At 29.2% G+C, this 26,086-nt stretch carries 26 protein-coding genes; 5 read left to right on the top strand and 21 right to left on the bottom strand.

Features of this window, described 5'->3' with window-relative positions:
• Positions 1 to 5: 5 nt before the first annotated feature.
• From MRZ80_RS03270 to MRZ80_RS03250, 5 genes are all read right to left on the bottom strand, one after another.
• Complete coding sequence (locus MRZ80_RS03270) at positions 6 to 929, bottom strand: DUF3100 domain-containing protein (RefSeq protein ID WP_292536136.1); 924 nt, start codon at positions 927 to 929, stop codon at positions 6 to 8.
• A 1,028-nt stretch (positions 930 to 1,957) separates the two neighbouring features.
• A complete protein-coding gene (locus MRZ80_RS03265) occupies positions 1,958 to 2,155 on the bottom strand; it encodes a hypothetical protein (protein ID WP_292536134.1) in 198 nt (65 codons plus the stop codon).
• A 14-nt stretch (positions 2,156 to 2,169) separates the two neighbouring features.
• Positions 2,170 to 2,475 carry a hypothetical protein gene (locus MRZ80_RS03260; RefSeq protein WP_292536131.1) on the bottom strand — a complete coding sequence of 102 codons (306 nt, stop codon included), beginning with the start codon at positions 2,473 to 2,475 and terminating at the stop codon, positions 2,170 to 2,172.
• A 193-nt stretch (positions 2,476 to 2,668) separates the two neighbouring features.
• Complete coding sequence (locus MRZ80_RS03255) at positions 2,669 to 3,310, bottom strand: hypothetical protein (RefSeq protein ID WP_292536129.1); 642 nt, start codon at positions 3,308 to 3,310, stop codon at positions 2,669 to 2,671.
• 34 nt (positions 3,311 to 3,344) lie between these two features.
• On the bottom strand, positions 3,345 to 3,872 hold the full coding sequence (locus MRZ80_RS03250) for a FumA C-terminus/TtdB family hydratase beta subunit (protein ID WP_292536127.1): 528 nt from the start codon (positions 3,870 to 3,872) through the stop codon (positions 3,345 to 3,347).
• Positions 3,873 to 4,324: 452 nt separating this feature from the next.
• Here MRZ80_RS03250 and MRZ80_RS03245 point away from each other — a divergent pair, with 452 nt between their 5' ends.
• The 4 genes from MRZ80_RS03245 to MRZ80_RS03230 all read left to right on the top strand — a co-directional run bounded on the left by MRZ80_RS03245 (position 4,325) and on the right by MRZ80_RS03230 (position 9,003).
• Entirely contained in the window at positions 4,325 to 6,130 is a 1,806-nt protein-coding gene (locus tag MRZ80_RS03245) for a DUF2070 family protein (RefSeq protein ID WP_292536125.1), read from the top strand.
• 307 nt (positions 6,131 to 6,437) lie between these two features.
• Positions 6,438 to 7,010, top strand: coding sequence for a rubrerythrin (gene rbr / locus MRZ80_RS03240; RefSeq protein ID WP_292536123.1), 573 nt, complete (start codon positions 6,438 to 6,440; stop codon positions 7,008 to 7,010).
• Positions 7,011 to 7,166: 156 nt separating this feature from the next.
• Positions 7,167 to 7,541: a desulfoferrodoxin family protein gene (locus MRZ80_RS03235; protein ID WP_292536121.1), complete on the top strand. Its 375-nt coding sequence runs from the start codon at positions 7,167 to 7,169 to the stop codon at positions 7,539 to 7,541.
• Between the two features lie 223 nt (positions 7,542 to 7,764).
• A complete protein-coding gene (locus MRZ80_RS03230; RefSeq protein ID WP_292536168.1) occupies positions 7,765 to 9,003 on the top strand; it encodes an FprA family A-type flavoprotein in 1,239 nt (412 codons plus the stop codon).
• A 212-nt stretch (positions 9,004 to 9,215) separates the two neighbouring features.
• Here MRZ80_RS03230 and MRZ80_RS03225 read toward each other — a convergent pair whose 3' ends face one another.
• From MRZ80_RS03225 to thiM, 3 genes are all read right to left on the bottom strand, one after another.
• Positions 9,216 to 10,040, bottom strand: a complete 825-nt coding sequence (locus tag MRZ80_RS03225) for a nicotianamine synthase family protein (RefSeq protein ID WP_292536119.1) — start codon at positions 10,038 to 10,040, stop codon at positions 9,216 to 9,218.
• Positions 10,041 to 10,294: 254 nt separating this feature from the next.
• Positions 10,295 to 10,918, bottom strand: a complete 624-nt coding sequence (gene thiE / locus MRZ80_RS03220; protein ID WP_292536117.1) for a thiamine phosphate synthase — start codon at positions 10,916 to 10,918, stop codon at positions 10,295 to 10,297.
• Positions 10,919 to 11,016: 98 nt separating this feature from the next.
• Complete coding sequence (gene thiM / locus MRZ80_RS03215; RefSeq protein ID WP_292536115.1) at positions 11,017 to 11,877, bottom strand: hydroxyethylthiazole kinase; 861 nt, start codon at positions 11,875 to 11,877, stop codon at positions 11,017 to 11,019.
• A 419-nt stretch (positions 11,878 to 12,296) separates the two neighbouring features.
• Here thiM and cysE point away from each other — a divergent pair, with 419 nt between their 5' ends.
• Positions 12,297 to 13,055 (top strand): serine O-acetyltransferase, encoded by a 759-nt coding sequence (cysE, locus tag MRZ80_RS03210; RefSeq protein ID WP_292536113.1) that lies wholly within the window; start codon positions 12,297 to 12,299, stop codon positions 13,053 to 13,055.
• Between the two features lie 56 nt (positions 13,056 to 13,111).
• Here the strand turns inward: cysE and MRZ80_RS03205 are convergent, their stop codons facing one another.
• The 13 genes from MRZ80_RS03205 to MRZ80_RS03145 all read right to left on the bottom strand — a co-directional run bounded on the left by MRZ80_RS03205 (position 13,112) and on the right by MRZ80_RS03145 (position 25,732).
• The gene (locus MRZ80_RS03205) at positions 13,112 to 13,579 is read right to left on the bottom strand and encodes a hypothetical protein (protein ID WP_292536112.1); all 468 of its coding nucleotides are present in this window, start codon (positions 13,577 to 13,579) and stop codon (positions 13,112 to 13,114) included.
• A complete protein-coding gene (locus MRZ80_RS03200; RefSeq protein WP_292536167.1) occupies positions 13,569 to 14,696 on the bottom strand; it encodes a prepilin peptidase in 1,128 nt (375 codons plus the stop codon). Before MRZ80_RS03200 ends, MRZ80_RS03205 begins: the two co-directional genes overlap by 11 nt.
• Positions 14,697 to 14,780: 84 nt before the next feature.
• Positions 14,781 to 15,719 (bottom strand): DUF4429 domain-containing protein, encoded by a 939-nt coding sequence (locus MRZ80_RS03195; protein WP_292536111.1) that lies wholly within the window; start codon positions 15,717 to 15,719, stop codon positions 14,781 to 14,783.
• A gap of 140 nt (positions 15,720 to 15,859) precedes the next feature.
• Positions 15,860 to 17,473, bottom strand: coding sequence for a CTP synthase (locus MRZ80_RS03190; RefSeq protein WP_292536109.1), 1,614 nt, complete (start codon positions 17,471 to 17,473; stop codon positions 15,860 to 15,862).
• A 227-nt stretch (positions 17,474 to 17,700) separates the two neighbouring features.
• Complete coding sequence (locus MRZ80_RS03185) at positions 17,701 to 18,912, bottom strand: cofactor-independent phosphoglycerate mutase (RefSeq protein WP_292536107.1); 1,212 nt, start codon at positions 18,910 to 18,912, stop codon at positions 17,701 to 17,703.
• A gap of 106 nt (positions 18,913 to 19,018) precedes the next feature.
• Positions 19,019 to 19,756 (bottom strand): hypothetical protein, encoded by a 738-nt coding sequence (locus MRZ80_RS03180; protein ID WP_292536105.1) that lies wholly within the window; start codon positions 19,754 to 19,756, stop codon positions 19,019 to 19,021.
• Between the two features lie 198 nt (positions 19,757 to 19,954).
• The gene (locus tag MRZ80_RS03175) at positions 19,955 to 20,974 is read right to left on the bottom strand and encodes a homoserine dehydrogenase (RefSeq protein ID WP_292536104.1); all 1,020 of its coding nucleotides are present in this window, start codon (positions 20,972 to 20,974) and stop codon (positions 19,955 to 19,957) included.
• An 18-nt stretch (positions 20,975 to 20,992) separates the two neighbouring features.
• Positions 20,993 to 21,481, bottom strand: coding sequence for a hypothetical protein (locus tag MRZ80_RS03170; protein ID WP_292536102.1), 489 nt, complete (start codon positions 21,479 to 21,481; stop codon positions 20,993 to 20,995).
• Positions 21,478 to 21,693 (bottom strand): Asp-tRNA(Asn) amidotransferase subunit GatC, encoded by a 216-nt coding sequence (gatC, locus tag MRZ80_RS03165; RefSeq protein WP_292536100.1) that lies wholly within the window; start codon positions 21,691 to 21,693, stop codon positions 21,478 to 21,480. Before gatC ends, MRZ80_RS03170 begins: the two co-directional genes overlap by 4 nt.
• Before the next feature lie 132 nt (positions 21,694 to 21,825).
• Positions 21,826 to 23,262: an asparagine synthetase B gene (locus MRZ80_RS03160; protein WP_292536098.1), complete on the bottom strand. Its 1,437-nt coding sequence runs from the start codon at positions 23,260 to 23,262 to the stop codon at positions 21,826 to 21,828.
• Positions 23,263 to 23,389: 127 nt separating this feature from the next.
• Positions 23,390 to 23,692, bottom strand: a complete 303-nt coding sequence (locus MRZ80_RS03155) for a hypothetical protein (protein WP_292536097.1) — start codon at positions 23,690 to 23,692, stop codon at positions 23,390 to 23,392.
• A 188-nt stretch (positions 23,693 to 23,880) separates the two neighbouring features.
• Positions 23,881 to 25,203: a glycosyltransferase gene (locus tag MRZ80_RS03150; protein ID WP_292536096.1), complete on the bottom strand. Its 1,323-nt coding sequence runs from the start codon at positions 25,201 to 25,203 to the stop codon at positions 23,881 to 23,883.
• A complete protein-coding gene (locus tag MRZ80_RS03145) occupies positions 25,178 to 25,732 on the bottom strand; it encodes a hypothetical protein (protein WP_292536095.1) in 555 nt (184 codons plus the stop codon). Before MRZ80_RS03145 ends, MRZ80_RS03150 begins: the two co-directional genes overlap by 26 nt.
• Between the last annotated feature and the right edge of the window lie 354 nt (positions 25,733 to 26,086).

Genomic DNA, 26,086 nt, shown 5'->3' with positions numbered 1-26,086 from the left:
CTAATCTATCCTTCTGATTTGTTTATTTCACTATTATTGTTGTTATTGTTTTCATCTTTAATAAAGATTGACCTAACTTTTGAGATAGGTGGTTCAAGAACCTTGTATAACCATTGTGTTAATGGTATTGCAACAAGAATATATACATACATTCCAGTAACCATTGAAATCATGTTGGCCATACCACTAAATGCTTCAAGTTGTACTGAATACATTGGATATATCGTAATAAGCGATGCTACAGCTGCAGCATTCATACTTGCACTTCCAATACCACACGCCATACCATATGCAAATGGATGTAGTGGCAGTATAAATGTAAGTACACTTACAAGAAGGCTTATAAATGGTGTTCCCAGTACTGTTCCTATTAGAAATACTGTGAAAAATCCTTTTGTTTCAGGTGATGAAACTCCGAATTTATCAATTACAACAGCCATTTGTGGTTCACGACATATTGAACTTGTCATACCAATACTTTCTTTTTTAAATCCTAACAGTAATGCTATAGGAAGTGCTAAAAAGATTGTTCCAAGGTTTCCTACCTCTTGAAGTAGTATTGCAGGTCCTGAATTGAATATAATTCCAATGTTTTGACCACTTGCTATTGCAAGCTTTGCAAGTAGTGGTCCTATAAGAAGCATCATTATTGTTTCTGCCTCTTTTGACTGTGTCTCTTGTATCCATTTTATTGGCTTTAGTAGGTAGAATGCAATTGCAAGAACTAATGAATACAAAAGTGGCATTAGAACTATTGTTATACCACCAAGTTGTAGTGTGTATATTCCAATGTATTCTGCAATAACTATTGCAACAAATACTGTGAGATGTAATTTATAATCTTTTCGTGCGTGAATTAAATCTTCAGGTTTCTGAGGATCTTCATACTTATTTGTAGGTTGGTGGGATCTTTTTCTTTTTTTGCCCATTAAACATCTCCTGTAATTATTTTGCATAGTTCATACAAAATTTCTATACAATTATTTATTGCATCTTTTCTTGCTTGTCTTTTAAAATATGTTATCAGTGGGGTTAATTTATTTTTTTTTGTATGAATTATGATCTTAAATAATTTGTAGTTAAATTAATATTATAATATATTACTTATCTTACTATAAAAATATTAAATAATTACATTAATTTCTGTTTTTATGTTTTTGTATAATTTTTTATAGTTTTACTTAAAATATTATTAATATTTATATTTTAATATATTCTATTGTTTATTATTTATATATTATTATAAAACAAAAAAATAAAACTCCTACTGTTCCTTGTTTGTGAAGTGATAATTATTTGTTTTTATGTGTTTTTTAGTTATTTATAATGTGGATATTGTATTGTTTTGGATTTTATTTATTATTTTAGTTTATTTTACTTTTTAATTATCTTTTAGTTGTTTTTTTAGTGTTTTAATTGTTTTTATATTGTTTTATATTATTTTTATTTAATTTGTTTTTAGGGCTTATTTTGTATTTTTAAGAATTTTTATGGGTTTTTTTAGTGTATTTAGTTGTTTTTAGTGCTATTTAACATTTTAAGTGTTTTTTATGGTTCATATTTTGTGTATCTTTGATATAAGATAGTTCCTATTTAGTGATTAAAAATAAGAAATATTGTTCATATAAAGAGAACTTTTTAAAAATTTAGTTCACATAATGTGTATAAATATGCTTACATAATGCATAAAATCACTAATAAAAATATAACATAAAACATGAAATAAAATACCAAAAACATGAACAAAAACACAAAATTTGTTCATAAAACATACACAACTAAGTTCATAAAATATACACAAAAAGAATATATATCAAAAATAAACAAAAAATAAAGAATCATCTCCATACATAAAAAAAATAAAGTTCATAAAAAAAAACATTTACAATAAAAATAAAAATAATATATCCTTAGGTGGTGAAAGTAAAAAAAAGGGATAAATTAGATAAAAGAAAATCTAATCTATACCATTATATCTTCTTGTAAATGTAGTAGTTTTCTGGTTTTTACAATTAATTGTAAAGCTCCATTCTATTTTATCACCATCATGAAGAGTGTATGCATCAATAATTTGTTGTGGAATTTTAACATACATTGGCTCATTTTCATCATCATCTTTTCTTATAACTTTTTCTTTGAATTTTAATTCAACCATAAATAACGCATCCTCTATAAGTTTTTAATCTCAACATCTATTTCATCAATAGCTTTCTGTTTTTTAGAAATTTTATTATTTAACTCATTAATCTGACTGTTTTTTTCTGCAATTTCAGATTTAATTTCATTAATTTCAGATTCAATTTCTTTAATATCATCCATCAATACCATTTTGTTAAGTTCAAGTTTACCTTCTTCACTTTCAGCCCACATCATAGCATCTTTAATGAAATCTTCAACTGTAAGTCCACTTTCTTTAAGAGTTTCCTGTTGAGCTTCTGCAAATTGTCTAAATTTTTCTTCTAATTTACTGTTCATATTAACATCCTTAAATTTTTTTTTTATAATCTATTGTATTGAAATAAAGTTTAAGTAATAATATTTTATAAATTGTAATATTAATAATATCACATAATAAAACAAGTATAACTATTAAAAAAAAATAGGTAATATCCCAAAAAAAAAATTTTCTACAAAAAAAAGAATAAGTAAATTAAAAGTATATTCTTATCTAACTTTTAATTTTAAAGCTTCCAAGTATTATATCAAACTGACTTTCAGCAGAGCCGAAAACAGTACTTGGTGCTTGACATAAGATACGATAATAATGACCATTATCTTCAATCCATGTATCAACATACTGAGTATAAGTTACAGTATATCTGAATTGATGAGCAGGTTTTCCATTAATATCAACTGTTGTCTGGTTGTCAAGATTAAAACTACCAGTATTTTCCATTACCTTATATAATGAATCTGACTTATATGCATCATCAATTGAAACACCATCAGGAAGAGAGTCCATCTTAGTAATTTCACTTTGTACAATAACTACATCTGTAGCATTAGTAGTACTTGTATTTAGAACTTTACCATCACTTGTAAGATTACTAATATCACCCTGATAGCTGTATGCAGTCTTACTTGTAGGTGTAAGTGTTAAACTATTTGCACTACCAGATAAAAATGGTACAAGTATTGCATTATCATACTGACTAACAGTCCATGTGCTGTTTATATCAAAGCTAACATCTGAATCTTCAAAATGTTTCATATCACCATTGTTTTGAAGATAAGTTGGTGTCATCATAAAAAATCCTGCAATAAGCACAACTGATGCAACAAAAGCAATGGGGAGAAGTATTTTTTTCACTTTATTTCAAAACCCCTTGAAATTTATTATTTTCTTAACGTTTATATAAGTTGTTATTTTTAGAATCCATTGTAACAATTAAAGGACCAAATCTTTCAACATCAAGCTCCCAGATAGCCTCAGGCATACCAAGATCAAGCCAGTTAACAGAGTCAATCTTATTAATACTACTTACATATAATGCTGCACATCCACCAACAGCAGTTAGGAATGCTGCATTGTTATCAACAAGTGCTTTTTGTGTGTTATCATCCATTCCACCTTTACCAATAATAGCTTTTACTCCACGATTTAAAACTTCAGGTTCATATGGATTCATACGCATACTAGTTGTAGGACCAACAGCTACAATTTTATATTCACCATTTTCATCTTCTTTAATAATAGGTCCTGCATGGAATAATACTACTCCTTCAAGATCCATAGGTGCACCTTCTTCTATGATTCTTTTATGTGCACTATCACGTGCTGTGTAGATTTTTCCAGTTAAATAAACTGTATCTCCAGCTTTTAGTTTGCTAATATCTTCATCTTTTAATGGTGTTTCTAATTCATATTCCATATTTACATGATCCCCCATAGTATAAATTATTTATATAATTTTAAAATAAAACTTAATTTTTCTTTTAATAAAAAGAAAGCTTTTCTCTAATAATATGTTATGTATTTAATGTATAATATTATTTTATTTTAATATAAAAGAGAAAATACTAATATAAAATAAAAGTAGGCTAAAATCTAAAATACTATTTGATATTATATGTTGCTAGATAATTTATGAAACTATCATGGAATTTATTATTATTTATGTAAATATTATTTATTATATAAAAAAGATATAGTTATTATTAAACTTATAAAAAAATTCACTTCCCCATTTTTAATTTCTTTTCTATGATAATAAAGAAAAATCTTTTTATTTTTATATATTATATGGAAAAGATTCCAATGGAAAGATGAATATAAGGGTGAAAATACGATTTTAGTAAAACAAATTATATATGGAGAGTTATAATGGCAATAAGTGACAGAGTAGTTGCACTATCAAAGTATATGGTTTCACTTCCAAAAACTAACATGTCAGTATTTCTTATACTTGTTTTTAGTTTTCTTTCAGGATCAATTGCAGATTGTATAATGCCTGGAATACCACTTAGTGGAATTGTATATACATTTATATCTGGTGGAGCAACAGGATTTTTCCTATTTGGACTTCCAGCAATTATTTCAGGTGGACTGATACATAGTATTACAAATTCTCTAAAGAAACGTCATATGAAACTTAAACAGGCAATGTTTCTTTCATTTGTTGCAATGATGTTTTTATGTATCTTCTATGATTTAGCAGCAGTAGTATCATTATTTATTGATATTTCACTAATAAGTGTTATAATACTTGGAATACTATTCATGTTTGCAGTTGAAGCACTCATATTATGGGCAACATCAAATATTAAATACTACCAAGGTGTACTAATTGCAGCAATACAACCACTTATTACACTAAGTATGTTTATTGTTGTAATATATCTTCAAGTAACAGTATCAAAAGCTGTTGTTTTATCATTATATTTCAAGGCAATTATAGGTGCAATACTTCTTGCAATTGCAATTTATTCATTTGTTGCAATAATAGAATCACCAATTAAGGGAAATCTTGGAGTTGGTGGTCTTGAACTATTAAGTTTATTTATTGCACAAATTAGTGAAGGATCAAATGCTCTTGAAAGTGTATTTGATGATATGGGAGAAGAAGTTGATACAACAGTAGGACTTATCAGCTTTAAAGATAAAAATGGAAATATTAAAGCTAACTATATATCACCATGTATACATCCAGGACCTGTAGGATCTATTGGTGGTGGAAATCTTCCAACTGTTATTGCAGAAGCACTTGATGATTTTACAATAATTGCACATGGAGCTGCAACACATGATTTTAACCCAGTTGCAGAAAGTGAACTTAAAAAGGTAATTGCAAAGATCAATGAAGCACTACCAAATCTAGAGTATTCAGATGAAGCATCAGTATTTCAAAGAGTACAATATGATGATGCAAAGATCGGTATACAATTTTTTGATGAAGGATGTATTGAACTTGTAACATTTGCACCTAATATTGGTGATGATATAGACTATGGTGTTGGTCTTTCAATAATGTATAAGACAAAATTTAAAACAGATGTTCGTGATGTTGTATTTGTTGATTGTCACAACTGTCTTGATGGTAACTATGAACGTCTTCTTGCAGGACACAACAGAGTACTTCAACTTGAAAATGCAGTAGATAGTATCGAAAAACCTTCCATGCATAAGATAATGATGGGATGTTCATTTGATCCAGTGCGTGAAATTGTTGCAAAAGATGGTATTGGAGATAGTGGAATTAAGGTTATGATTACAAAAGTTGATAGTCAACTTATGGCATACCTGGTTTATGATGGAAATAATATGAAACAACACTTCCGTGAGGAAATATTTGAAAAAGTCAAAGAAGCTTATCCTGAAATTGATATGATGGAAGCTATGACTACAGATACACACATTGTAAATACCATCTCTGGTGGTGGTGTTACAGTAGGAAGTCGTCACAGTGATATTTTAATTGAAAAAACATTAAAACTTGTGGGTGAGGCTTTAGATGACCTTGAGGAGGTCTCTGTTGCATCTGATACTATTCATGTTAATCTTAAAACACTAGGTCCTAATCATACAACAGAGCTTGTTACAACAATTGCATCTGTTGTTTCTGTAAGTAAATTATTAGCACCAGTTCTATTTATAGCAGCTGTAATACTTGTTATAATATGGATATTTTAATTATCCATCTTTATTTTTTATTTTTTTCTATTTTTAAGCGATTTTTATATAAATAATAAATGTCTATTTAGTTATAACTAAATTTTTATATTTTCTACTCTTTTTTTAAACCATACAATTAACTAAAAATTAAACATAATAAGAAACTTTAAATATAATTATGTTTATATTATAGTTTAGATGGTTTATTTATAAAAAATATTAAATTATAATTATTCCAACTAGATATTATTTTATATGTCGATGACTAATTGATTTCGTTTAAAAGCATACAAAATAATATTTACTAAATTAATAGGTGAAAAAAATGTCCAAAACAATAAAAAATTTAGCACACGCATTTGTAGGCGAAAACTTAGCAAGAAACAGATATGAAGTATATGCAAAAGTAGCAGCAAAAGAAGGATACAGAGAAATTGCAGACATCTTCATGGAAACATCAGCAAACGAATTCCAACACGCAAAAGTATTATTCAAAATGTTATCTGAACTAGGAGCAGATCTCGATGCAGTAGATGTACCAGCATCAGTACCACTCGTATATGGAACAACACTCGAAAACTTACAAGCTGCAATTAACGGAGAAACAGAAGAATACGAAGTAATGTACCCTGAAGCTGCAAAAGATGCAGAAGAAGAAGGACACACACTCTATGCAACAAAACTCAGATTAATTGGAGATGTTGAAGAACACCACAAAGAAAGATACCAAAAACTCGCAGACTACATAAAAGAAGACAAATTCTTCAACAGAGACGAAGAAGTAACATGGGTATGTAAAAAATGTGGATTTGTATTTAAAGGAGAAAAACCACCTGAAAAATGTCCAATTTGTGAACACCCACAATCATACTTCAAACGTGAAGAAGACCAATGGTAGATAGTCTGACTATTCTACATTAATTAGTCTTAAGATCTAAAAAAATTTTTTTAATCTCTCCTCCCCCTTTTTCATTTAAATTTTTTTTTAAATATTTTTTTTAATAAATAATGCTCAAAAAAAATATAAAAATAAATCTTATAGGATGTATAAATTATGGCAGAATTAAAAGCAAACACAATGTTAAAATGTAAAGGAACAGGAAACATCATAGAAGTAGTAGTACCAAACAAAGATGCAGATGCAGAATCAATGAACATCTTTGAAGCAAAAACATCAGGTGAAGGAGAAGTAAAACACGTACCTGTTGTAACACGTGAAGCTGATAAATACCACGTAGAAGTTGGAGAAGTAGAACATCCAATGGATGAAGAACACTACATTGCATTAATTGAACTTGAAGCAGATGGACAAATTCACAAACAATTATTAAAACCTGGAGACAAACCACAAGCAGACTTCTACATACCAGAAGCTGAAAATGTAGAAGCAAGAGAATTCTGTACATTACACGGTCTTTGGAAAGCATAAGCTTAATTTAAAGTTGAACTATAAAAAATACACAAACAATACAATATTTAGTTTGATATATTTCAAACTAATATCTTTACTTTTTTTAAATTCTTTTTCTTATTTTAATTAATATTTACATGAAAATATAGCTTAAATATAAATATTTAATAATTAAAAAATTAAGATTGTAAAAAAAGAAATTTTATATAAAATTTTTTAATAGGAATGGTATATTATGAAAATGAAAGCAAAAGCACCAAAACTAGCAGAAGGAGTATACTCTGTAGGAACAATTGATTGGGATAGACGTGAATACCACGGATACACCTTAAATGGAACAACATACAACGCATTTTTAGTATTCTCAGAAGGAGAATGTGTACTTATCGATAACGTATATCCTGGAAAAGTATACTCAGCACAATTATGGGGAAGAATTGAAGATGCATTTGCAGATCAAGGACTCGATGAAATCAAAATCGATTACATCATACAAAACCACGTAGAAAAAGATCACAGTGGAACATTATCAGAAATCCACGCAAGATTCCCAGAAACACCTATCTACTGTACACCAGTAGCTAAAAACGGACTTATCCAACACTACCCTGACCTTGAAGGAGCAAACTTTGTAACTGTAGGTACAGGAGATTCACTTAAAGTTGGAGCAAAAACATTTGCATTCCTTGATGCTAAAATGTTACACTGGCCAGACAGCATGTTTACATTCTTACAAGAAGATGGAATTCTTTTCTCAAACGATGCATTTGGACAACACGTATGTAAACGTGAATTATACGACTATGAAATCCCAGAAAGTGAATTAATGGAAGCAGCACAAAAATTCTATGCTAACTTACTTACTCCACTTACACCACTACTTAAAAACAAACTTAATGAAGTAGTAGAACTTGGACTTCTTGATCAAATTAAAACAATCGCACCATCACACGGACAAATCTGGACAGATCCAATGAAAATCATTGGAGCATACCTTGACTGGGCTAATGGTAAATTCAAAACAGAACAAGCAACACTTATCTATGATACAATGCACTTCTCAACACAATACATGGCACATGCAATTGCAGAAGGTCTCATGTCAGAAGGTGTAGATGTAAAAATGCACTTCCTTAAAGAAGATGAAAGAAGTGAAATTGTAAAAGATGTACTTGAAAGTAAAGCAGTACTCATGGGTGTTCCAACACTCTTTAACAAAGTATTCCCAAGTATCGCAGATGTTGCATTATACATTGATGAACTTGAATTCTCAAGAACAGGAATTAAAAGACTTGGAGCTACATTCGGTTCATTTGGATGGAGTGGAAGAGGACCTGCATGGTTAAATGAAAAAATGGGCGAAATGGGCTTTGACATGGTAGGAAACTTAGAAGTAAACTACGTACCTACAGATGACGACCTTGAAGAATGCTTCAACTATGGAGTAGAAATCGCTAAAAAAATGAAAGAAATGGAATAGATCTAAATCTATTTTCACAAATAACCCCCCCATATCACCACCTCTTTTATAAAAAACTAATTTTTCAAAGAAAAATAATATTTTATATAGATAGACTACCTTTTTGTTATAAATTTTTATCAAAAAAAAGAGAGAAAGGGAAGTATTAATTTAAAACCATTTTTTTTAAGTATTCAACTATAAAAAAAGAAGAGAAGATGAAGATTTGGTGATTATTCTATTTTACGTAGAAGTACACTTGTATTGTTTGTATTTCCTATTGGAAGAAGCATTATTTCTTTGTGGAATCCTCTGAGTTGTTTATCAGTGAGTGGTGCATATAGTATTGCTCTCATTCCACTGTATGTTCTTACAAGTACTGGTGTTTTTGGTGTTACACGTTCCCATACATTTGCAAATACACGTTCTTTTGGTTCTGCAAATGCTGCAACCATTAGTATGTCATAGTCTAGGTCTTCTATTGTTGTTTCATCACCTACTATGATTTCTATTCCATCAGATAGTCCTAGTTTATCTATTACTTTACGTGATAGTTCTGCTACTTCTGGTTGTATTTCTATTCCTATACATTTACATCCAAATTTTTTTCTAAACATTATTAAGGTTAATGGTAGTGGTCCGCTTCCTATAAATACAAATGTTTTATTTTCATTGAATTTTGCTAGTTTTGATTCGTTTTCTAGTAGTCCTTCATATCTTTCATAGAAGTGGAATTTATTTAGGATTTCATCAGGGTCAAGATCTGAGTCTATGATTTCTTGTGCATTTTCTGTTTCTAGTCTTGCTCCGATGTAGAGGTAGAATTTACGTATTAGTTTTAATGCTTTGTTCATACGTTCATTATCTAGTATGTGTTTTGCTGAGTCAAAGTCTATGTCTTTGTCGTGTGCTATTACTTCGATTCTATCTAGTTGTTTTTTTACTTCTTCTATGTCGATTTTATTTAGCTCATCGATATGATCTATGTTTTCTGCACCTAGTCCTTCTAGTGTTTCTGCTATTTCTTCTATTTCTGGCCAGTATTTCCAGCAACTCATAATTAATCACCATCTCAATATTATTATTGTTTTTATTAAAAATTTGAAAGAAGTTAATATGTTTTTTATTAGTTCTTTCTTGTTAGTAATATATATGGTTGTTGTTATTAATAAAAGTTATTACTTTTACCCCTAAATTTAGCTAAAAAGTATTACTTTTTAATATATAATTAGGAGAAATAAGAATTATTAAAAAAATATAAATAAAAAAGTTTAAAAAATTTTAAAAAAAATAGAATAAAAAAAAGGGGAATTTATTTACCAATAATTTCTCTAAATTCACGAGCTTTTTCTCTTGGATTATCAGCAAGCATGATAGCAGATACTATTGCCACACCATCAAATCCATAATCACTAATTACATGCTCTGTATTATCTTCTTTAATTCCACCAATTGCAACACGATCAATTGTGATGTTTTCATTAACTTTAAGAAGATCCTCATGTGATATTACACTACATTCAGCCTTTGTAGGAGTTTTACGAATTGCACCAATACCAAGATAGTCAGCACCATCAAGTTCTCCTTGCATAGCATCAGAGTAATTTTCAGCACTAATTCCTATGATCATATCATCACCTACAATACGACGTGCAACCTTACATGGCATATCATCCTGTCCTAAGTGTACACCAGCAGAATTTACAGCAAGAGCTACATCAATTCTATCATTAATAATAAGAGGTACATCATACTTATCTGTAATTTCTTTAACATCACATGCAAGCTCATAAAAGTCAAGTGTTGATGATTTTTTCTCTCTAAGTTGCACTACATTAACTCCACCAATAATGGATTCTTCTATTATGTGGAGAAATTCTTCACGACTAAAATCAAACTGGTCTGTTACAAGATATAAACTATAATCAATATTCATCTTTAAATCAACTCACTATGGAATATATTTATAAAAAAAATAAAATAAAGGGGAGGTGATAATTGGAGAAATACTTTATATTTTTTAGATCTAAAAGTCTATAATACTTTTTTAAGATTTGCGTATTTCATCATTGTTTCAGGTGTCATTTTATAGAATTCATCAGTTAAGTATACATTAAATGAACCTGTTCCTTCATCATTTTTGCGCATTTTTTCTGCTGCAATTTCACCAGAAATTGTCATAACAAGGGTTGCACAAATTGCTGCATTAAGAGGTGTTGTAACTGCTGCATATGCTCCCATGATTGTTGCAAGCATACAACCAGTACCTGTGATTGATGATAGTACTGCATCACCATTGTCAACTGCATATACTTCTTTTCCATCAGATATTATGTCTATTTTACCTGATACTGCAACTGTTGTTTCAAGTTTTGCTGCAATATTACGAATTAACTCACTGTTATATTCAAGAGTTTCTTCATTTATAACATCGCCTTCTGCTACATCTACACCTTTTACTTGGCTACATTCTTCAAGAATACCATAAAATGTTGCAATTGCCTTAATTTCAGATAAGTTTCCACGAATAATTGTTGGAGTGTTAAGTTTTATAAGATCTATTGCTGTATCGTTACGTATTTGACTTACACCTATTCCTACAGGGTCAAGTACAAATTTCTTATTAAGTTCTCCTGCGGTTTTTGTTGATATTTTCATTGTGTTTATCTGAGATTTTGTAAGAGTTCCAATATTAACGATAAGTGAACTTGCAATTGATGTAATTTCTTCAGCTTCTGCTTCTTCATTTGCCATAATAGGTGATGCACCCACAGCTAGTGCTGCATTTGCACATTCATGTACTGTTACAACGTTTGTAATACAATGCATAAGAGGACATGCACCTCTAAGTTCGTCTACTTGTTTTGCGATTTCTTTAATTTTTTCATCTGCCATAATATTAAACTCTCATAAATTTTAATTTTCAATTAATACTTTCTATATTTTATCATTATTAATCATTATTATAATTTATATTATATTTAATTAAAATTCCACTAAAAAATTATAGTTAATATCTCTTTAATTTAAAAATAATTAACTAAAATAATTTATTTTCAAGTTATACGAACTAATAGGTTGTTATTATATAAAATACATTGAAAAAAATAATATTTCTTCTTAACTCATATAAAAAAAATTATTATCACCACTACTGCTTTTTAATTTTTTCATTTTATCTAAGAAAATAATTAAAATATTTTAAATAAATATTTAACTTAAAACTAAAATAAATAAATGTGATAAGAAGGATTAAATTAATAAATAAATTAAACTTTTATGATTAAAAAAAAATTTTATAGGATTATGGAATAATGTTTGATAGGATACGAGAAGATATAAGAAATGTTTTTGACAATGACCCTGCTGCTAAAAGTACAATAGAGGTAATCTTATGTTATCCTGGTCTTCATGCATTAGGACTTCATAGACTTGCCCACTGGTTTTGGGTGAGAAATCATCAGTTAATTGGAAGATTTATATCACATGTAAATCGATTTATTACAGGAATTGAAATACATCCTGGTGCAACAATAGGAAGAAGATTCTTTATAGATCATGGAATGGGTGTGGTTATTGGTGAAACATCAGTAATAGGTGATGATGTATTGCTTTATAAGGGAGTATTACTTGGTGGAACATCACTTGAAAATAAGAAAAGACACCCTACAATTGGAAACAACGTTGTTATAGGAACAAATGCATTAATTCTAGGTGACATAGAAATAGGTGATAACTGTACAATAGGTGCAGGATCTGTAGTAACAAAGTCAGCAGAACCTGGAAGTACAATAGTAGGTATTCCTGGACGATCACTAGAAGCAATAAAAGCAGATAAAAATAAAAAACACGACCTTGAACATGGGGAAATACTCAACCCACTTGCACGTACACTTAATGCATTTATTGTAAAACAGGAATGTCTTGAAAAAGTAATATATGATGAATACCCAGAATATAAAAAACTTCTTAAAGATGAACTTTGCAAAGAAGATCGTGAAGCTTTAAAGAAACTCTATGAAAGAGTAGGATCAGAAGAACAAAAACTAAAAAATGAAGAGAAGAAAGGATAAATATTTCACTTCTCTCTTTTTTTATTATAACCACCCAACATTTTATCTTTTTTTATTTATTTAAAGTATATATTAACATTACATCCACTGCTATTTTCATCATCTATACATTTAATTTCACTACTATAGTAGTTTCGATTTGAATATAATCTTGTATATGTATAGCTTGGATTGTTCATAAAAGATACATGGCATGGAACTTCAACATCAACCCTCTTTCGACTACCATTAGATAGTGTTACATATGAATAGATGTAGTGTCTGTTTGTTGTATTTCTATATGATACTGTAATATTACCTGGTGATTTTATTGAAATTACCTTTATATTATCATTATTATTATAGATAACATCAACATTATCTGCAATATTACTTAGAAACATTTTAACTTCCATAGTTTTTTTAATATCACCAATCTGGTCCACCTCATCTATAGCAAGTGGCATAGATATTGTTGTTATTATGATAATTGAAATAAAAAACAAAATCATATATTCAACTGCAACTTGTCCCTTAAAGTCCACCTATAACAACTCCTATAATTAATTTAATAATATAGAACATATCACCAAATAGAACTGTTATTATAAGACCAGCAAGTATAAATGGTGCAAAAGATAATGTTTTTTTAATTTTTACATTTCCATCTATTTTATCTGGTCTAAGTTTTTGCATATTTTCAATATCATCTTTTGTAATTCCCATAATATTACTTTCAACTACAATATCTTTATTGTTTGATGTTAGTTTATCTGCTAGTTTTTGTGATTTAAATATATATTCATCATCTACTTTATATAGTGGATATGTTAGAATCATACCCTCATCTAGTTTATCTATATCTACATCATCTGATAGTACATCTGAAAGTAGATTATTTTGAGTTATTGTGATAAATATAACTATAGCTTCAAAGATTAAAATTGTTAAGATATATGATGTAATATCATTTCCTATAACTTTCACTATAACTATAAGTATTGTTGTGATGATAGCTGCATATTTTATGTAGTTTTGTATTAGTTTATTTAATATCATAAGAGTAACTGCAATAACAACAAGTTTTATCATTATATTATCTACATACAATATAGATAAAATATAATTTAAACATATCATAACATTTAAATTAAATAAAACCTCATTTATTTTGAAAGAATTCTTTAATGTTCCAATTAAATACCTCTTATTTTTAATAATTTCATATATAACAACTGTTATGATAATTGGAAGTATTGAAAGAACACTATTAATAATAACCCATAAAGTCGGAACAATAAAACTCTTAGAATAAACAGGTAATTGTAGCATGAAAATATGATAGCTTGGAATAATACCTAGAAAATCATATGTAAGAAGTGTAGAAATTGCAGTTAATAATTTAACATCACCACCACCCCACAAACCTATTATCCACAGAATATATGATAAAATAAACACTAAAACAATAGAAATATAATAAAATACACTAAAACTACCTTTTAAAATAAAATAAGAACTAACAATACAAATTCCAATAATAATCATTGAAAAAGTCAGATAGTTTGGAATAATCTGGTCTTTAATATCAGTATAAGTTGCAACAATACAACCCAAAAATAATATAATTAAAGCAAAAGCTTTGATATAATAAATGTCCATAACGTAAAATAATAATTTGGAAATTAAATCCAACTATGATTTCTCACTCCTTTCTAAAAAAATTTAAAGAAAAAAAGAGGTATATTACATATCAAGTAACTCTTTTTTCTTTTTATCAAATTCTTCCTGTGTAATTACACCCATATCAAGTAATTGTTTAAATTTCAGAATTTCATCAGCAACAGAAAACTGAGCATCTGATGTAACATGCTCTTGTGGCTTATTTTTATTTCGTTTATGATTTTCAATAAATTCTTTAATTTCTAAAGCCATTTCTCTTTCACTTCTTGTGAAAGTTACAGTATTTTCATCATAAATAGATTCAAAAACACCACCTCTTGCTTCAAGTGTTCCTTTTATTATTAATTGGAAATATCCAACAGTAATATCAGGTTCTTTAAATTCAATACCTGCAATTTCATCAAGTGCTATATTTTTAGTACCTGTTACTCCTTTAAGATATCCATTAGTAAAACCTGAAGCAGTTATAGCAATAAAATCATCATCTAATATGACTTCATTATGTGAAGATTTGAAGTTATAAATTCTTTTTCCATCATCTGTAAGTTCATAATTACAAGATTTTTGATTATTTTCTTCATCTATAATATCTGGATTTAATTTTAGGAAAGTTATTTCCTGATTAAGTGAATTAATATATTCATTTAGTTTAGTTGCATCTTCTTCATCTGAATTAAATTTAAGAACTATTGATGTATTATCATTTTTTGCATCTTCTAAATTATATGTTTGATTTATATTATTGGTAGTTTCAAAGTGTATAAATCCAGGTGTAGAATTATTATGGGGTTTATATTGAATTGCCTTAATTTCATCAAGAGATATAATTTTAGTTCTATTTTCATCATTTTTAGTTCTAAATTTAAAATCTATTGTAATTATATTGTCTTTAATTGAAACTTCAGTTCTATAATAGTTAAATCTGAAAACTTTGTCTGGTGTTTGTGCAGCAGCTTTTTCTTGATTTTTTTTAACTTCTTTTATTTTGTCAAAAAGACCCATAATATTCACTTCTCAATATACTTGATTATTAAATAATTTAAAATTAGTATTATATATAATTAACCATTGTTTGATTATTTACTTATTTTTTTGAACATTGTTTTTTATTTATTTAAAAAAATAAGAAACTAGATTAAAATCTAATTTCTTGATTCTTTTCTTTCTTTTGCAGCTTTGATGAATGATTTAAATAGTGGATGTGCTGCGTTTGGTCTTGACTTGAATTCTGGGTGGAATTGACAGCCAAGGAACCATGGATGATCTTTAAGTTCTATCATTTCTACAAGGAAGTCATCTGGTGATGTTCCACAGATCACTGCTCCATAGTCTTCGAGTACATCACGGTATTCATTGTTTACTTCATATCTGTGTCTATGTCTTTCTGAGATCATTTCATCTTTATATGCTTCATATGCAATTGTGTCTTTTTTGATTTTACATGGATATGCACCAAGTCTCATGGTTCCACCCATATTGTTGATTTTTTTCTGCTCTTCCATCATGTCTATTACTGGGAATGAACAGTTTTCATCAAATTCTGAACTGTTAGCTTCAGGGTGTCCATTGAGTTGTGCTATTGCTATACTCATTGCATGAAGTCCTAGACATATTCCAAATGCTGGTATGTCATTTTCTATTGCATATTTTACAGCATCGATTTTTCCTTTTATTCCACGTTCACCAAATCCACCAGGTATTAGTATTCCATCATATACTGATAGTTTATCTATGTCAAAGTCATTGTCTGCTTTTATCCAGTCAATGTTTACTTCTACCTTGTTTGCTGCTCCTGCATGTTTTAGTGCTTCTCTGATACTTATGTATGCATCTTCAAGTTCTATGTATTTTCCAACTACACCTATTCTTACTTTTGGTGAGTCTATTTTTAGATCTTCTACTATTTGACTCCATGCATAGAGGTCAGCTTTTTTAGCTGGTGCTTCCATGTTTAGTCTGTTTAGTACGTATGTTCCAACGTTTGCAGAATACATGATGAGTGGTACTTCATAGATTGAACTTGCATCTGGTGTGTTAATTACTGCCTCTGTTGGTACATCACAGAAGTGTGCTATTTTGTTTTTAAGATTGTCATCTAGTTGTAATTCTGATCTGCATACTATCATATCAGGATTTATTCCTAGTCCTCTTAGTTCTTTTGTACTGTGTTGTGTTGGTTTGGTTTTAAATTCTTTTGCAGCTTTAAGGTATGGTACGTATGTTACATGTACAAACATACAGTTGTCATGTCCTTCTTCATTTTTAAGTTGTCTTACAGCTTCGATAAATGGCTGACTTTCAATATCTCCTACTGTTCCACCAATTTCAACTAATACTACTTCTGCTTTTGATTTTTCTGCAACTTCACGGATCATAAGTTTTATTTCATCTGTTATGTGTGGTATGATTTGTACACATGATCCTAGATATTCTCCTCTTCTTTCTTTTTGTATTACTGAGGAGTATACTTTTCCTGTTGTTATGTTTGATTTTCCTGATAAGTCTACATCAAGGAATCTTTCATAGTGTCCAAGGTCTAGGTCACATTCCATTCCATCATCTGTTACATATACTTCTCCGTGTTGGTATGGGTTTAGTGTTCCAGAGTCCCAGTTAAGATATGGGTCTATTTTTATTGCTGTTACACTTACACCGTATGATCTTAGTATTCGACCAATTGATGCTGATGTTATTCCTTTACCTATAGAACTTACTACTCCACCTGTTACTACTATAAATTTTGACAATCTAATCATCCTTTTTATTTATTAAAAAAATAATCCTAAAATAAACATTCTCTTTAATTATTCCATATTTTAATGTTTATTATAAATTTGAATATTTTCCATGTATTTTTCAATAAAATATTCAATGTTATTATAATATTTATAATTGCATATATTTACAATTTTATATTATTTTATTTAAAAAAGTTTAAAAGTGGGAGGTGAATTAAAAAAAAAAGATAGAATGTATCTGGATTCTATTCTTCTTTATTTGCTATTTTTATCATTAAACTAAGAAGTGTGTCTCCTTCAATTAAGTCGTATTTTTTACCTTCCATTTGCTCTGAGTAAACTTGTGTTTCATCTGGTGTTTCAATTGATGTTGAATATATTGCAAATGGTACAGGGTTTCTTGTATGTGTTTTTATATCAATTGGTGTTGGGTGATCTGGAAGTACTGCAATTGTATATTCTTCATCAATTTCTGGTAGTTCTTTGAGAAGTTTTCCTAGTATAATACTGTCAATATTTTCTATTGCACGTGTTTTTTCCTCTAGATTTCCTTCATGTCCTGCTTCATCTGGTGCTTCTATGTGTATGTATTGTACGTCGTGTTCTTTTATTGAATCAAGTGCATAGTCTACTTTGTTTTGGTAGTTTGTATCAAAGTATGCTGTTGCACCTGGTACTTCTATTACATCAAGTCCAATGTATCCACTTATACCTTTAAGTAAGTCTACACCTGTAATTGTTGCACCTGTAAGGTTGTATTTTTCATTGAAGTTTCCAATTGTAGGTTTTGCTCCTTGTCCCCATAGCCATGCCATGTTTGCTGGAAGTTTTCCTTCTTTAATTCTTTTCTGATTTACAGGGTGATTCATTAATACATCCATTGAATCTTTCATGAATTTATTGAGAAGTTCTGCTTTTTCAGGATACTTTTCAGATTTAAGGTTGTATTCATCTACATCTCCGCCTACTACATCGTGTGGTGGTGTGTTTATTAGTTCTTCTGTGTCTAGGTCATCAATTACAAATAGGTTTCTGTAACTTACACCTGTATAGAATTTACCAATATCTGAGAAGTGTTCATTTAATGCTTTGATAAGTTCATCAGCTTCCTCAGTTGATATGTGATCTGCTGTGAAATCATTGATTTTTCCATCTTCTACATTTATGAAGTTAAGTCTAAATGCAACATCATTATCTCCAAGTTCTACTCCTACACTTGGTGCTTCTAGTGGTCCTCGTCCTTTAAGCATTGTTGGTTTAAATCCCATTATTGATGTGTTTGCAACATCAGATCCTGGAGTCATACCTTCTGGTACATTAATTGTTAGTCCTGTGTAACCATTTTTTGCAATAAAGTCCATGTTAGGTGTATTTGCACATACAACTGGTGTTTTTCCGTCGAGTTGTTTTAGTGGTTCATCTGCCATTCCATCTGCGATTACTATTACATATTTCATTGTCTATTTCACACCTGTAAATTTTATTTTATATTTTTTTTTGAATTGTTTTTTTTTTAATTGTTTCTATATTGTTATGTTTCTTATTTCATTATAATTAAAGTTTCTAGTGATGATGGTGACACATGCATCTTTCCTGTGAGTATGGTTTTCCTGATACTTCCCAGTCTATCATGTCATAGTTTTTAAATACATCACATATCTCATCACGTATTTGCATCATTGCAAGACCAAAGAGATTTTCACCATGAATATTTCCATTATCATCACTTACTCCCCATTCAAGATTTGAGCTTTTAAATACTATTGGGTAGTTTCCTGTTTTTATTAGTTCTTTTGTAAAGTTAATATCACATATTATCTTATAGTATAATGCATTAAGATAGATTGTGTATTTAATTTCATCATAAACTTCAGGTGTAAGATCGTAGTTATTTTTTATTTTATATATAATATCTTCTACTGATTCAAATGTGTCACGTCCTATGTGGAGGTGTGTTGATTTATCAGATATTATTGAATCATACATGTATATTGTATTTTCATCAAGGTTATGATCAAATTCATATTTTGGTTTTCCATCAGAAGTCCATAGTTTGATAAATATTGGTCTTTGTGGATTATTTAGAAATTCCATGGTTTCATTACTGAAGCCTTCAGCTGTTGGCTCTTGTGTAAATGTTGGTGCTTCTGGGAAGATTTCAAGGTATTCATCCATATTATCTATTGTTTTATTAAATTTTATCAGGTATTCAGCACAGCTTCCATCGTTCCATATTTCAGATTTTTTTGGATTTGTTGGATATTTAATCCATGGTGGTGCTATGTATTTTTCATCAGACATGCTTTTTTTTAACTCCTTTAATTTTTTTTTATATATTCCATCTTTTTTTAGTTATTCCTAAAAATCTACTTTTTTAAAATTAAATCCCCATCCTTTCTAGTTAAAATCATTAAAAAAGAGGATAATTTCACACCACACATGGGGTGTTAAAACAAATAAAAAAGAGAAAGATTTAAAGAATTGGGAAAATATCTAAATCTATTTTCCAATACTTATAATATCACTTAGTAGTGCTGATGCTGTTTCAATAGATCCTGCTCCAACACCTACAACAGTAACATCTTCAGATAAGTCTGTTTTAAGTGTAATTACATTTAATGTTCCATTTACAGCAAATGGTGAATCTTCTTTTACAAGCATAGGTGCAACAGTAAGTTTTCCATCTGTTGCTTCTGCTACAAGTTTTATAAGATATCCATCTTTTTGTGCAAGTTTTATTGCATCAGAGGAGATGTTTGATATTCCATGACGTGATACATCATCAAGTGTTACATCCCAACCCATAAGAGAGTTTGCAATAATAACAATTTTACATGCAGCATCAAGACCTTCAACATCCTGGTATGGATTTGTCTCTGCAATTCCAAGTTCCTGTGCTTCTTTTAGTGTAGGTTCATATTCTGTACCTTCATTTGCCATACGTGAAAGTATGTAGTTTGTTGTACCATTTAATATTCCCTGTACTGAGTGGATTTTATTTCCAGCAAGAGCTTCACGTCCAAGGTTTATTACAGGCATTGTTCCACCAACAGATGCTTCAAAACGGAATTTTACATTGTTTTGGCGTGCTGTTTCTATTAACTCTTTAAAGTTTAAAGCAAGAGGTCCTTTATTTGATGTAACAACATGTTTTTTATCATTCATTGCCTTTAGAATATTACTGCGTGTTGGTTCTCCATCATCAATATTTGTTGGTGTAACTTCAACAAGACAATCATATTCACATTCCTCTAGTACTCCAATACCATCTATTGATTCTACTCCATAGTCTGGGTAGTTGGATATTTTACCAGTTTCTTCTTTTATGTCAAGAGCAACTTGTGGATCAATTCCATCAGGGCATATTGCAGCTCCACTACTGTCTGATATTGCTGTTATTTCAAGGTCAAGTCCATATCTTTCAATAAGTTCATCATGCTTCATTAAGATAACTTTTGCAAGACCCTGTCCTACTGCTCCAAAACCAAGAATACATAATCTAAGCTTATTTACACTCATATTTTTTTACTCCCTATTTTAGATTTGCTTAATTAATACTAGTCCATCTTCATCTGTAATTTCTTGTATTTGACGAACTGCTTCTAATTGTTTATTATTTGTTGTTTCAATAATGAGTTTACATACTGATTCTTCAAGATCACTACCAATACTAAGATCTACTCCTGTAATTTTTATATCATTTAAATCTTCAATCTTATATACTGTCTTCATAATGTCTTGACTTGAAGAACTTCCAAGAAGTAGTAGTGTTTGTTTTTGTTTTTGTAGAACACCATCAATTTCTATTATATTAACATCCTCTGAACGTATTACTTCAAGTCCACGTTTGAGTATTTCACGTGATCCTTCAATTGTAAAATGTACAGGTATTCTTCCATCTGCTGTACGATTATCATGTTCATGGATTATTGTTGATATATTAGCACCAAGTCCTGAAAGTGGTCTTAGTATATTAACAAGTTGCCCTGGTGTATCTGGCAATTCTATTAATAGTTTTAATCTCATTTTGTCCATTTCCCTTTTTCTGATACTATACTTCCATTTTTGTCAACACGTGCATTACGTAGTATTTTTTCATAATCAGAGTTTGAAGATTTATCTTCACGCATACGATTAAGGTTATCTACGAGATATTGTGTTTCTTCAAGATCAGGTATTTGATCAAGTTCTTCTGAAAACTTTTTTAATATATTTTCTGCTTCCTGATTAATTTCCATAGTATTTATGCTCCTATTAATTTTTTTTATTATTAAGTTTTAATAAATATTAGTTATCTTCATAGTTTTTATCTAAAATATATACTTATTACTGTATCATATTTATGTTTAAAATTACTTAAATAAGTTTATCTAGTTTTCAATAAGTTTTCTATATTCATCCTTTTTTAGTAGTTTTTTTCGTATTGTTTTATCAATACCTGTTGCATATTGTGCAGCCTTTTTTGGACGTTTTGCAACATCTTCTGGTAATCCAAGTTTTAGGGCTACATCACGAAGAATATGTTTTCGTATCTTATCATCATTTGAATGTATCAGGTAGTTATATGGCATCTGTACTGCTACATCTACAACATTAAAATCTAGAAATGGTACTCTAAGTTCTACAGAGTTTGACATTGCTGATTTATCATCACGTTCAAGATTTACATTATAGATGTTATTAAGGTCACATTCAAGTTCTTGATATAGTAAATCTGGTGTGTCGTATTTTTTTGCATAACGGTTGTATCCTGCAAATAGTTCATCAGCACCCTGTCCTGTTAGCATTACCTTATATCCATCATCATGTGCAAGTTTTGATGTTAATTTAATTGTCATACCCACACCTATTTTCATGATATTATTACTTTCTATTGTATCTATTGTATCATAGAAGTAGTTTTCTACAACTTCCTGGTCTATTACCCATTCATTAAGGGGCAGGTGCATATCGCTTGCTACATTTCGTGCAACTTTTAAGTCTTGACTATTTTCAACACCTACTGTGTAGAGTTGTATGTCTTTTTCTAGATTTTTTAGTATTTGAACAACAATACTACTATCAACACCAGCAGAAAACAGTACTGCAACACTTTCAAGATCTTCAACACGTTTTGCTACTGATTGTGTTAGTGCATCTTTAAGATCTTCTACTGCCGTGTTGTAGTCATCATAGAATATGTCACGTTTGGGTTCACTTCTATATTTTATGATTTTATCATTATATATCATACATCGTGGGTTAAGATTTTCAATATCTGTTATGCCAATGCTTTTTAATGCTTTCTGCTCTGATGCAAATGCAAATTTATCACTGTTACATCCATAATATAGTGGCTTAATTCCATAATTGTCACGCATAACAATATAGTCACATCCATCAGTAATAGCAAATGCATAATCACCATCAAAAACATCAATAGATTTTATCACAGCATCATAAAGATTACCATTATAATTTCTTTCAATAATTTCAACAATAATTTCACAATCAGAACAGCTACTAGCATCAATATCTAAATTAAAATCATCTATAAGCTGTTTATAATTGTATAACTCAGCATTTGCAACTATTGTAAGATCACCACACTTAAATGGTTGAAGTTTTACATCACCAACAATAGAAAGTAAGTTATGAGCCATAATAAATCCATCATCACAACTATTTATATCATCAAAACAGTTGTAGTATATATTACCATCTGTATAAATTCCATATCCATCAGGTCCTCTATGCTTTAGAGTTTCAAGCATAACTTCAACATCACTACAACTAAATTTTCCATTAATACCAACTATAGAACACATAAATTTTCAATATCTCCCATGAAATAATATAAAAAAAAATAAGATCTCTAAAAAGAAAGTTCATCTAAAATAAAAAAAAGTAAAATTTTAAAAAAAGATTAAAAGTGGGGTGTGGATAAATAAGTTTCTATAATACTACACCAGGTATAAATACAGGTAAGTAGTTTAAAAGAAGAATCCAAACTACCATCCAAATAAAGTAGTATGGTACAACACCATTCATTACCCATGTACCGAGTGATATTTCTTCACGTCCAAACTTATTTTCTGCATGTTTTCCAAGTAAGTAAACAATAATTAAAGATATAATAACACCTAGTACAGAGTTTGTAATAGGAAGAATACCTTTAAGACTGAATACTGCGGAAATAATACCAGCTATTAATCCACCTATAAAGTGTTCATAAGACATTACTGTTATTGCTTTCATTTTATCAACTATTTAAAAAAATTAATTTATTCAATTTTTCGTCCCTATGAAATATAAAATCCTCAATTAAATTCGAGGAAATAATTCCATTAATAAATACTATATTTAATATATATTAATTCCTATTTATACATTTTACTAATATTAATAGATAATGAAAAAAAAGGTAAAATAAGATGAAAGAAGAATTACTTTATATTTTTCATGTAAAGATCAACATATTCACCTGTTATATCACTTGTTGAAGTAATTTTAATATCTTCAATTTCATCTTTCATGTCAAGATATGATTTAACATCACCAGATAGTTCTATAATTTCACGATATGCAACATTTGGATCATTAGATAGTAGATATCCTCCACCATTAGTGCGTATACGCTCACCCACTGCTCCCATATCAAGGGCAACTACTGGTGTTTTACTACTCCATGCCTCAGTTAGGGTGTAGCAGTATGTTTCAGCACATATAGAAAATATTCCAATAAAGTGTGGTTTTATTTCATCAACAAACTTGTTAAAGTCACCTCTTTCATATTCTCCATGATATATACCAACTTTTTCAAGTTCATATTCTCTGCTTAATTTACCAATAAAGTGCAGTTCAATGTTACCATCAACATCAAGTTCTTTAAGTTTGGTGATAAACCAAGCACCTTTATGATATCCAATATTTCCTGGTATAAGAATACGTATTGGTCTTGTTTTCAGGTTATCTGCTGGTGTTATTTCATAACTACTACTGTCATATCCATGTTCTATAATGTGAAGCTTTTGCTTAATTTCAGGATAGAAGTTAGTATATAGATTGTATACAAACTGTGATGGAACAATTATTTCAGATATACAACTAAACATATCTCTTACCTGTTCTCTCCACTGAGCTATAAATTCCTTAAGAAGAGGTGGTCGTATATTTTTTGGAACATAACATTGACCTTTTATTGGATCATTTGTCATAATAGGGCTACATCTACCACCACAATATTGTCCTTTATCATCAAAGAGATTATAAGATGGACATACATAGTAGAAGTCATGAATTGATAGTATTGTCTTAATATTCATATCATGTGCAATATGTGCAATGTCAAATGTATGTTTAATTAAATGATGAATATGAACAACATCAATATGATACTCAAATAGTATGTGTCTGTATATCTGTCTGTATTGTCTTATGCTCTCACTTTTAATTGTGTATTTATGTTTAATATTCCATTCACTTATTAATTTGAAGTTATGATATATTGATCTATCATCACTTGAAAGTTCATAATCACTACCTGATCTATATTTATATAATCTGAACTTATCAATACCACCCCTGAGAATATAAACATTAAAATTACTTGGTAGATTACGTATAATATCATACATTGCATATAATACTCCACCACCACCATCATGAAGAACATATAAAACATTAAAATTAAGATTATTTCTATATACCTCAATAGTGTTATCTGTAGAATTATTAATTGAATTAAATTCTAATGTTTGCAATTTCATTTTGTGCAACATTATAACGTATCTTATTTTCAGATATTTTACAAATGCGTATATATGCACCTTTTGCATCAGATGGCAAGATGAAACATCCACCAAGACTTTTTGGAACAATTGAATTTATACCATCAAGACATAAAAGAGGAATACTATACTTAAATAGTCTGCTAATAGTGTATGGATAAACCACTGGAATTTGTGAAAACAATCCAATAAAGTGAGGATTATTTAAGTTAACAGTAACATCTAAGTTATCAAGACTTGTTGGATATATTTCAACTTTATTGTTTACATCACATTTTTCAATTTCATGGATAAATTGCATATCAAAATTATTATAAATAATAGCTGCAATTTTTATCTTATTGGCACATCTTATATCAAACATGCCACTACTAGAAGTACATAAAACTTTGTTAAATCCAGGCTCTACTACCTTAAATGGTTTATTATTAAGAATATTATAAACCTGTCTATATATCTTATATGCATAGTTTGATGATGTAATAAATTCATCACAGAAACTAAACATATCACTAATTTTAGATCTATATTCATCTATGAAATCTTTATATTCATGTGTGATATTTTCATTACATTTATCACATATATTGTCCTTAATTTTTATTGGAAGACAGTTCCCATTACAAATACATTTATCTGCACTTCGGCTAAATAATGGACAAATATAGCTAAAATCACATAGTTGACATACAACTTTAGCATTTAATTTATGTGCAATTCTAGCTACATTAAAGCTATGATGATCTAATTGTTTAATAACAACTAAGTCTATATGAAACTTCTCAATTATTTCATTAAATACATCATCATAGTCATAAACTACGTCATTTCCATGAAGTTGTGTGGTATTCCATCTTCCAAC

Origin of the sequence: Methanosphaera sp., assembly GCF_022768985.1 — an archaeon.
Lineage (GTDB): Archaea > Methanobacteriota > Methanobacteria > Methanobacteriales > Methanobacteriaceae > Methanosphaera.
Note: the sequence above shows the minus strand (reverse complement) of the source record. Positions and strands in the feature narration are given on the sequence as shown.

Coding starts and splice junctions, on each gene's coding strand:
- MRZ80_RS03270 (WP_292536136.1), bottom strand. CDS start 929: ATGGGCAAAAAAAGAAAAAGATCCCACCAACCTACAAATAAGTATGAA.
- MRZ80_RS03155 (WP_292536097.1), bottom strand. CDS start 23,692: ATGAAAGCAATAACAGTAATGTCTTATGAACACTTTATAGGTGGATTA.
- MRZ80_RS03200 (WP_292536167.1), bottom strand. CDS start 14,696: ATGGACATTTATTATATCAAAGCTTTTGCTTTAATTATATTATTTTTG.
- MRZ80_RS03265 (WP_292536134.1), bottom strand. CDS start 2,155: ATGGTTGAATTAAAATTCAAAGAAAAAGTTATAAGAAAAGATGATGAT.
- MRZ80_RS03150 (WP_292536096.1), bottom strand. CDS start 25,203: ATGAAATTGCAAACATTAGAATTTAATTCAATTAATAATTCTACAGAT.
- MRZ80_RS03225 (WP_292536119.1), bottom strand. CDS start 10,040: ATGAGTTGCTGGAAATACTGGCCAGAAATAGAAGAAATAGCAGAAACA.
- MRZ80_RS03160 (WP_292536098.1), bottom strand. CDS start 23,262: ATGTGTTCTATAGTTGGTATTAATGGAAAATTTAGTTGTAGTGATGTT.
- MRZ80_RS03250 (WP_292536127.1), bottom strand. CDS start 3,872: ATGGAATATGAATTAGAAACACCATTAAAAGATGAAGATATTAGCAAA.
- gatC (WP_292536100.1), bottom strand. CDS start 21,693: ATGGAAATTAATCAGGAAGCAGAAAATATATTAAAAAAGTTTTCAGAA.
- thiE (WP_292536117.1), bottom strand. CDS start 10,918: ATGAATATTGATTATAGTTTATATCTTGTAACAGACCAGTTTGATTTT.
- MRZ80_RS03245 (WP_292536125.1), top strand. CDS start 4,325: ATGGCAATAAGTGACAGAGTAGTTGCACTATCAAAGTATATGGTTTCA.
- MRZ80_RS03180 (WP_292536105.1), bottom strand. CDS start 19,756: ATGTCTGATGAAAAATACATAGCACCACCATGGATTAAATATCCAACA.
- thiM (WP_292536115.1), bottom strand. CDS start 11,877: ATGGCAGATGAAAAAATTAAAGAAATCGCAAAACAAGTAGACGAACTT.
- rbr (WP_292536123.1), top strand. CDS start 6,438: ATGTCCAAAACAATAAAAAATTTAGCACACGCATTTGTAGGCGAAAAC.
- MRZ80_RS03195 (WP_292536111.1), bottom strand. CDS start 15,719: ATGGGTCTTTTTGACAAAATAAAAGAAGTTAAAAAAAATCAAGAAAAA.
- MRZ80_RS03175 (WP_292536104.1), bottom strand. CDS start 20,974: ATGAGTGTAAATAAGCTTAGATTATGTATTCTTGGTTTTGGAGCAGTA.
- MRZ80_RS03260 (WP_292536131.1), bottom strand. CDS start 2,475: ATGAACAGTAAATTAGAAGAAAAATTTAGACAATTTGCAGAAGCTCAA.
- MRZ80_RS03230 (WP_292536168.1), top strand. CDS start 7,765: ATGAAAGCAAAAGCACCAAAACTAGCAGAAGGAGTATACTCTGTAGGA.
- MRZ80_RS03170 (WP_292536102.1), bottom strand. CDS start 21,481: ATGAGATTAAAACTATTAATAGAATTGCCAGATACACCAGGGCAACTT.
- MRZ80_RS03185 (WP_292536107.1), bottom strand. CDS start 18,912: ATGAAATATGTAATAGTAATCGCAGATGGAATGGCAGATGAACCACTA.
- MRZ80_RS03190 (WP_292536109.1), bottom strand. CDS start 17,473: ATGATTAGATTGTCAAAATTTATAGTAGTAACAGGTGGAGTAGTAAGT.
- MRZ80_RS03235 (WP_292536121.1), top strand. CDS start 7,167: ATGGCAGAATTAAAAGCAAACACAATGTTAAAATGTAAAGGAACAGGA.
- cysE (WP_292536113.1), top strand. CDS start 12,297: ATGTTTGATAGGATACGAGAAGATATAAGAAATGTTTTTGACAATGAC.
- MRZ80_RS03145 (WP_292536095.1), bottom strand. CDS start 25,732: ATGTTTAGTTTCTGTGATGAATTTATTACATCATCAAACTATGCATAT.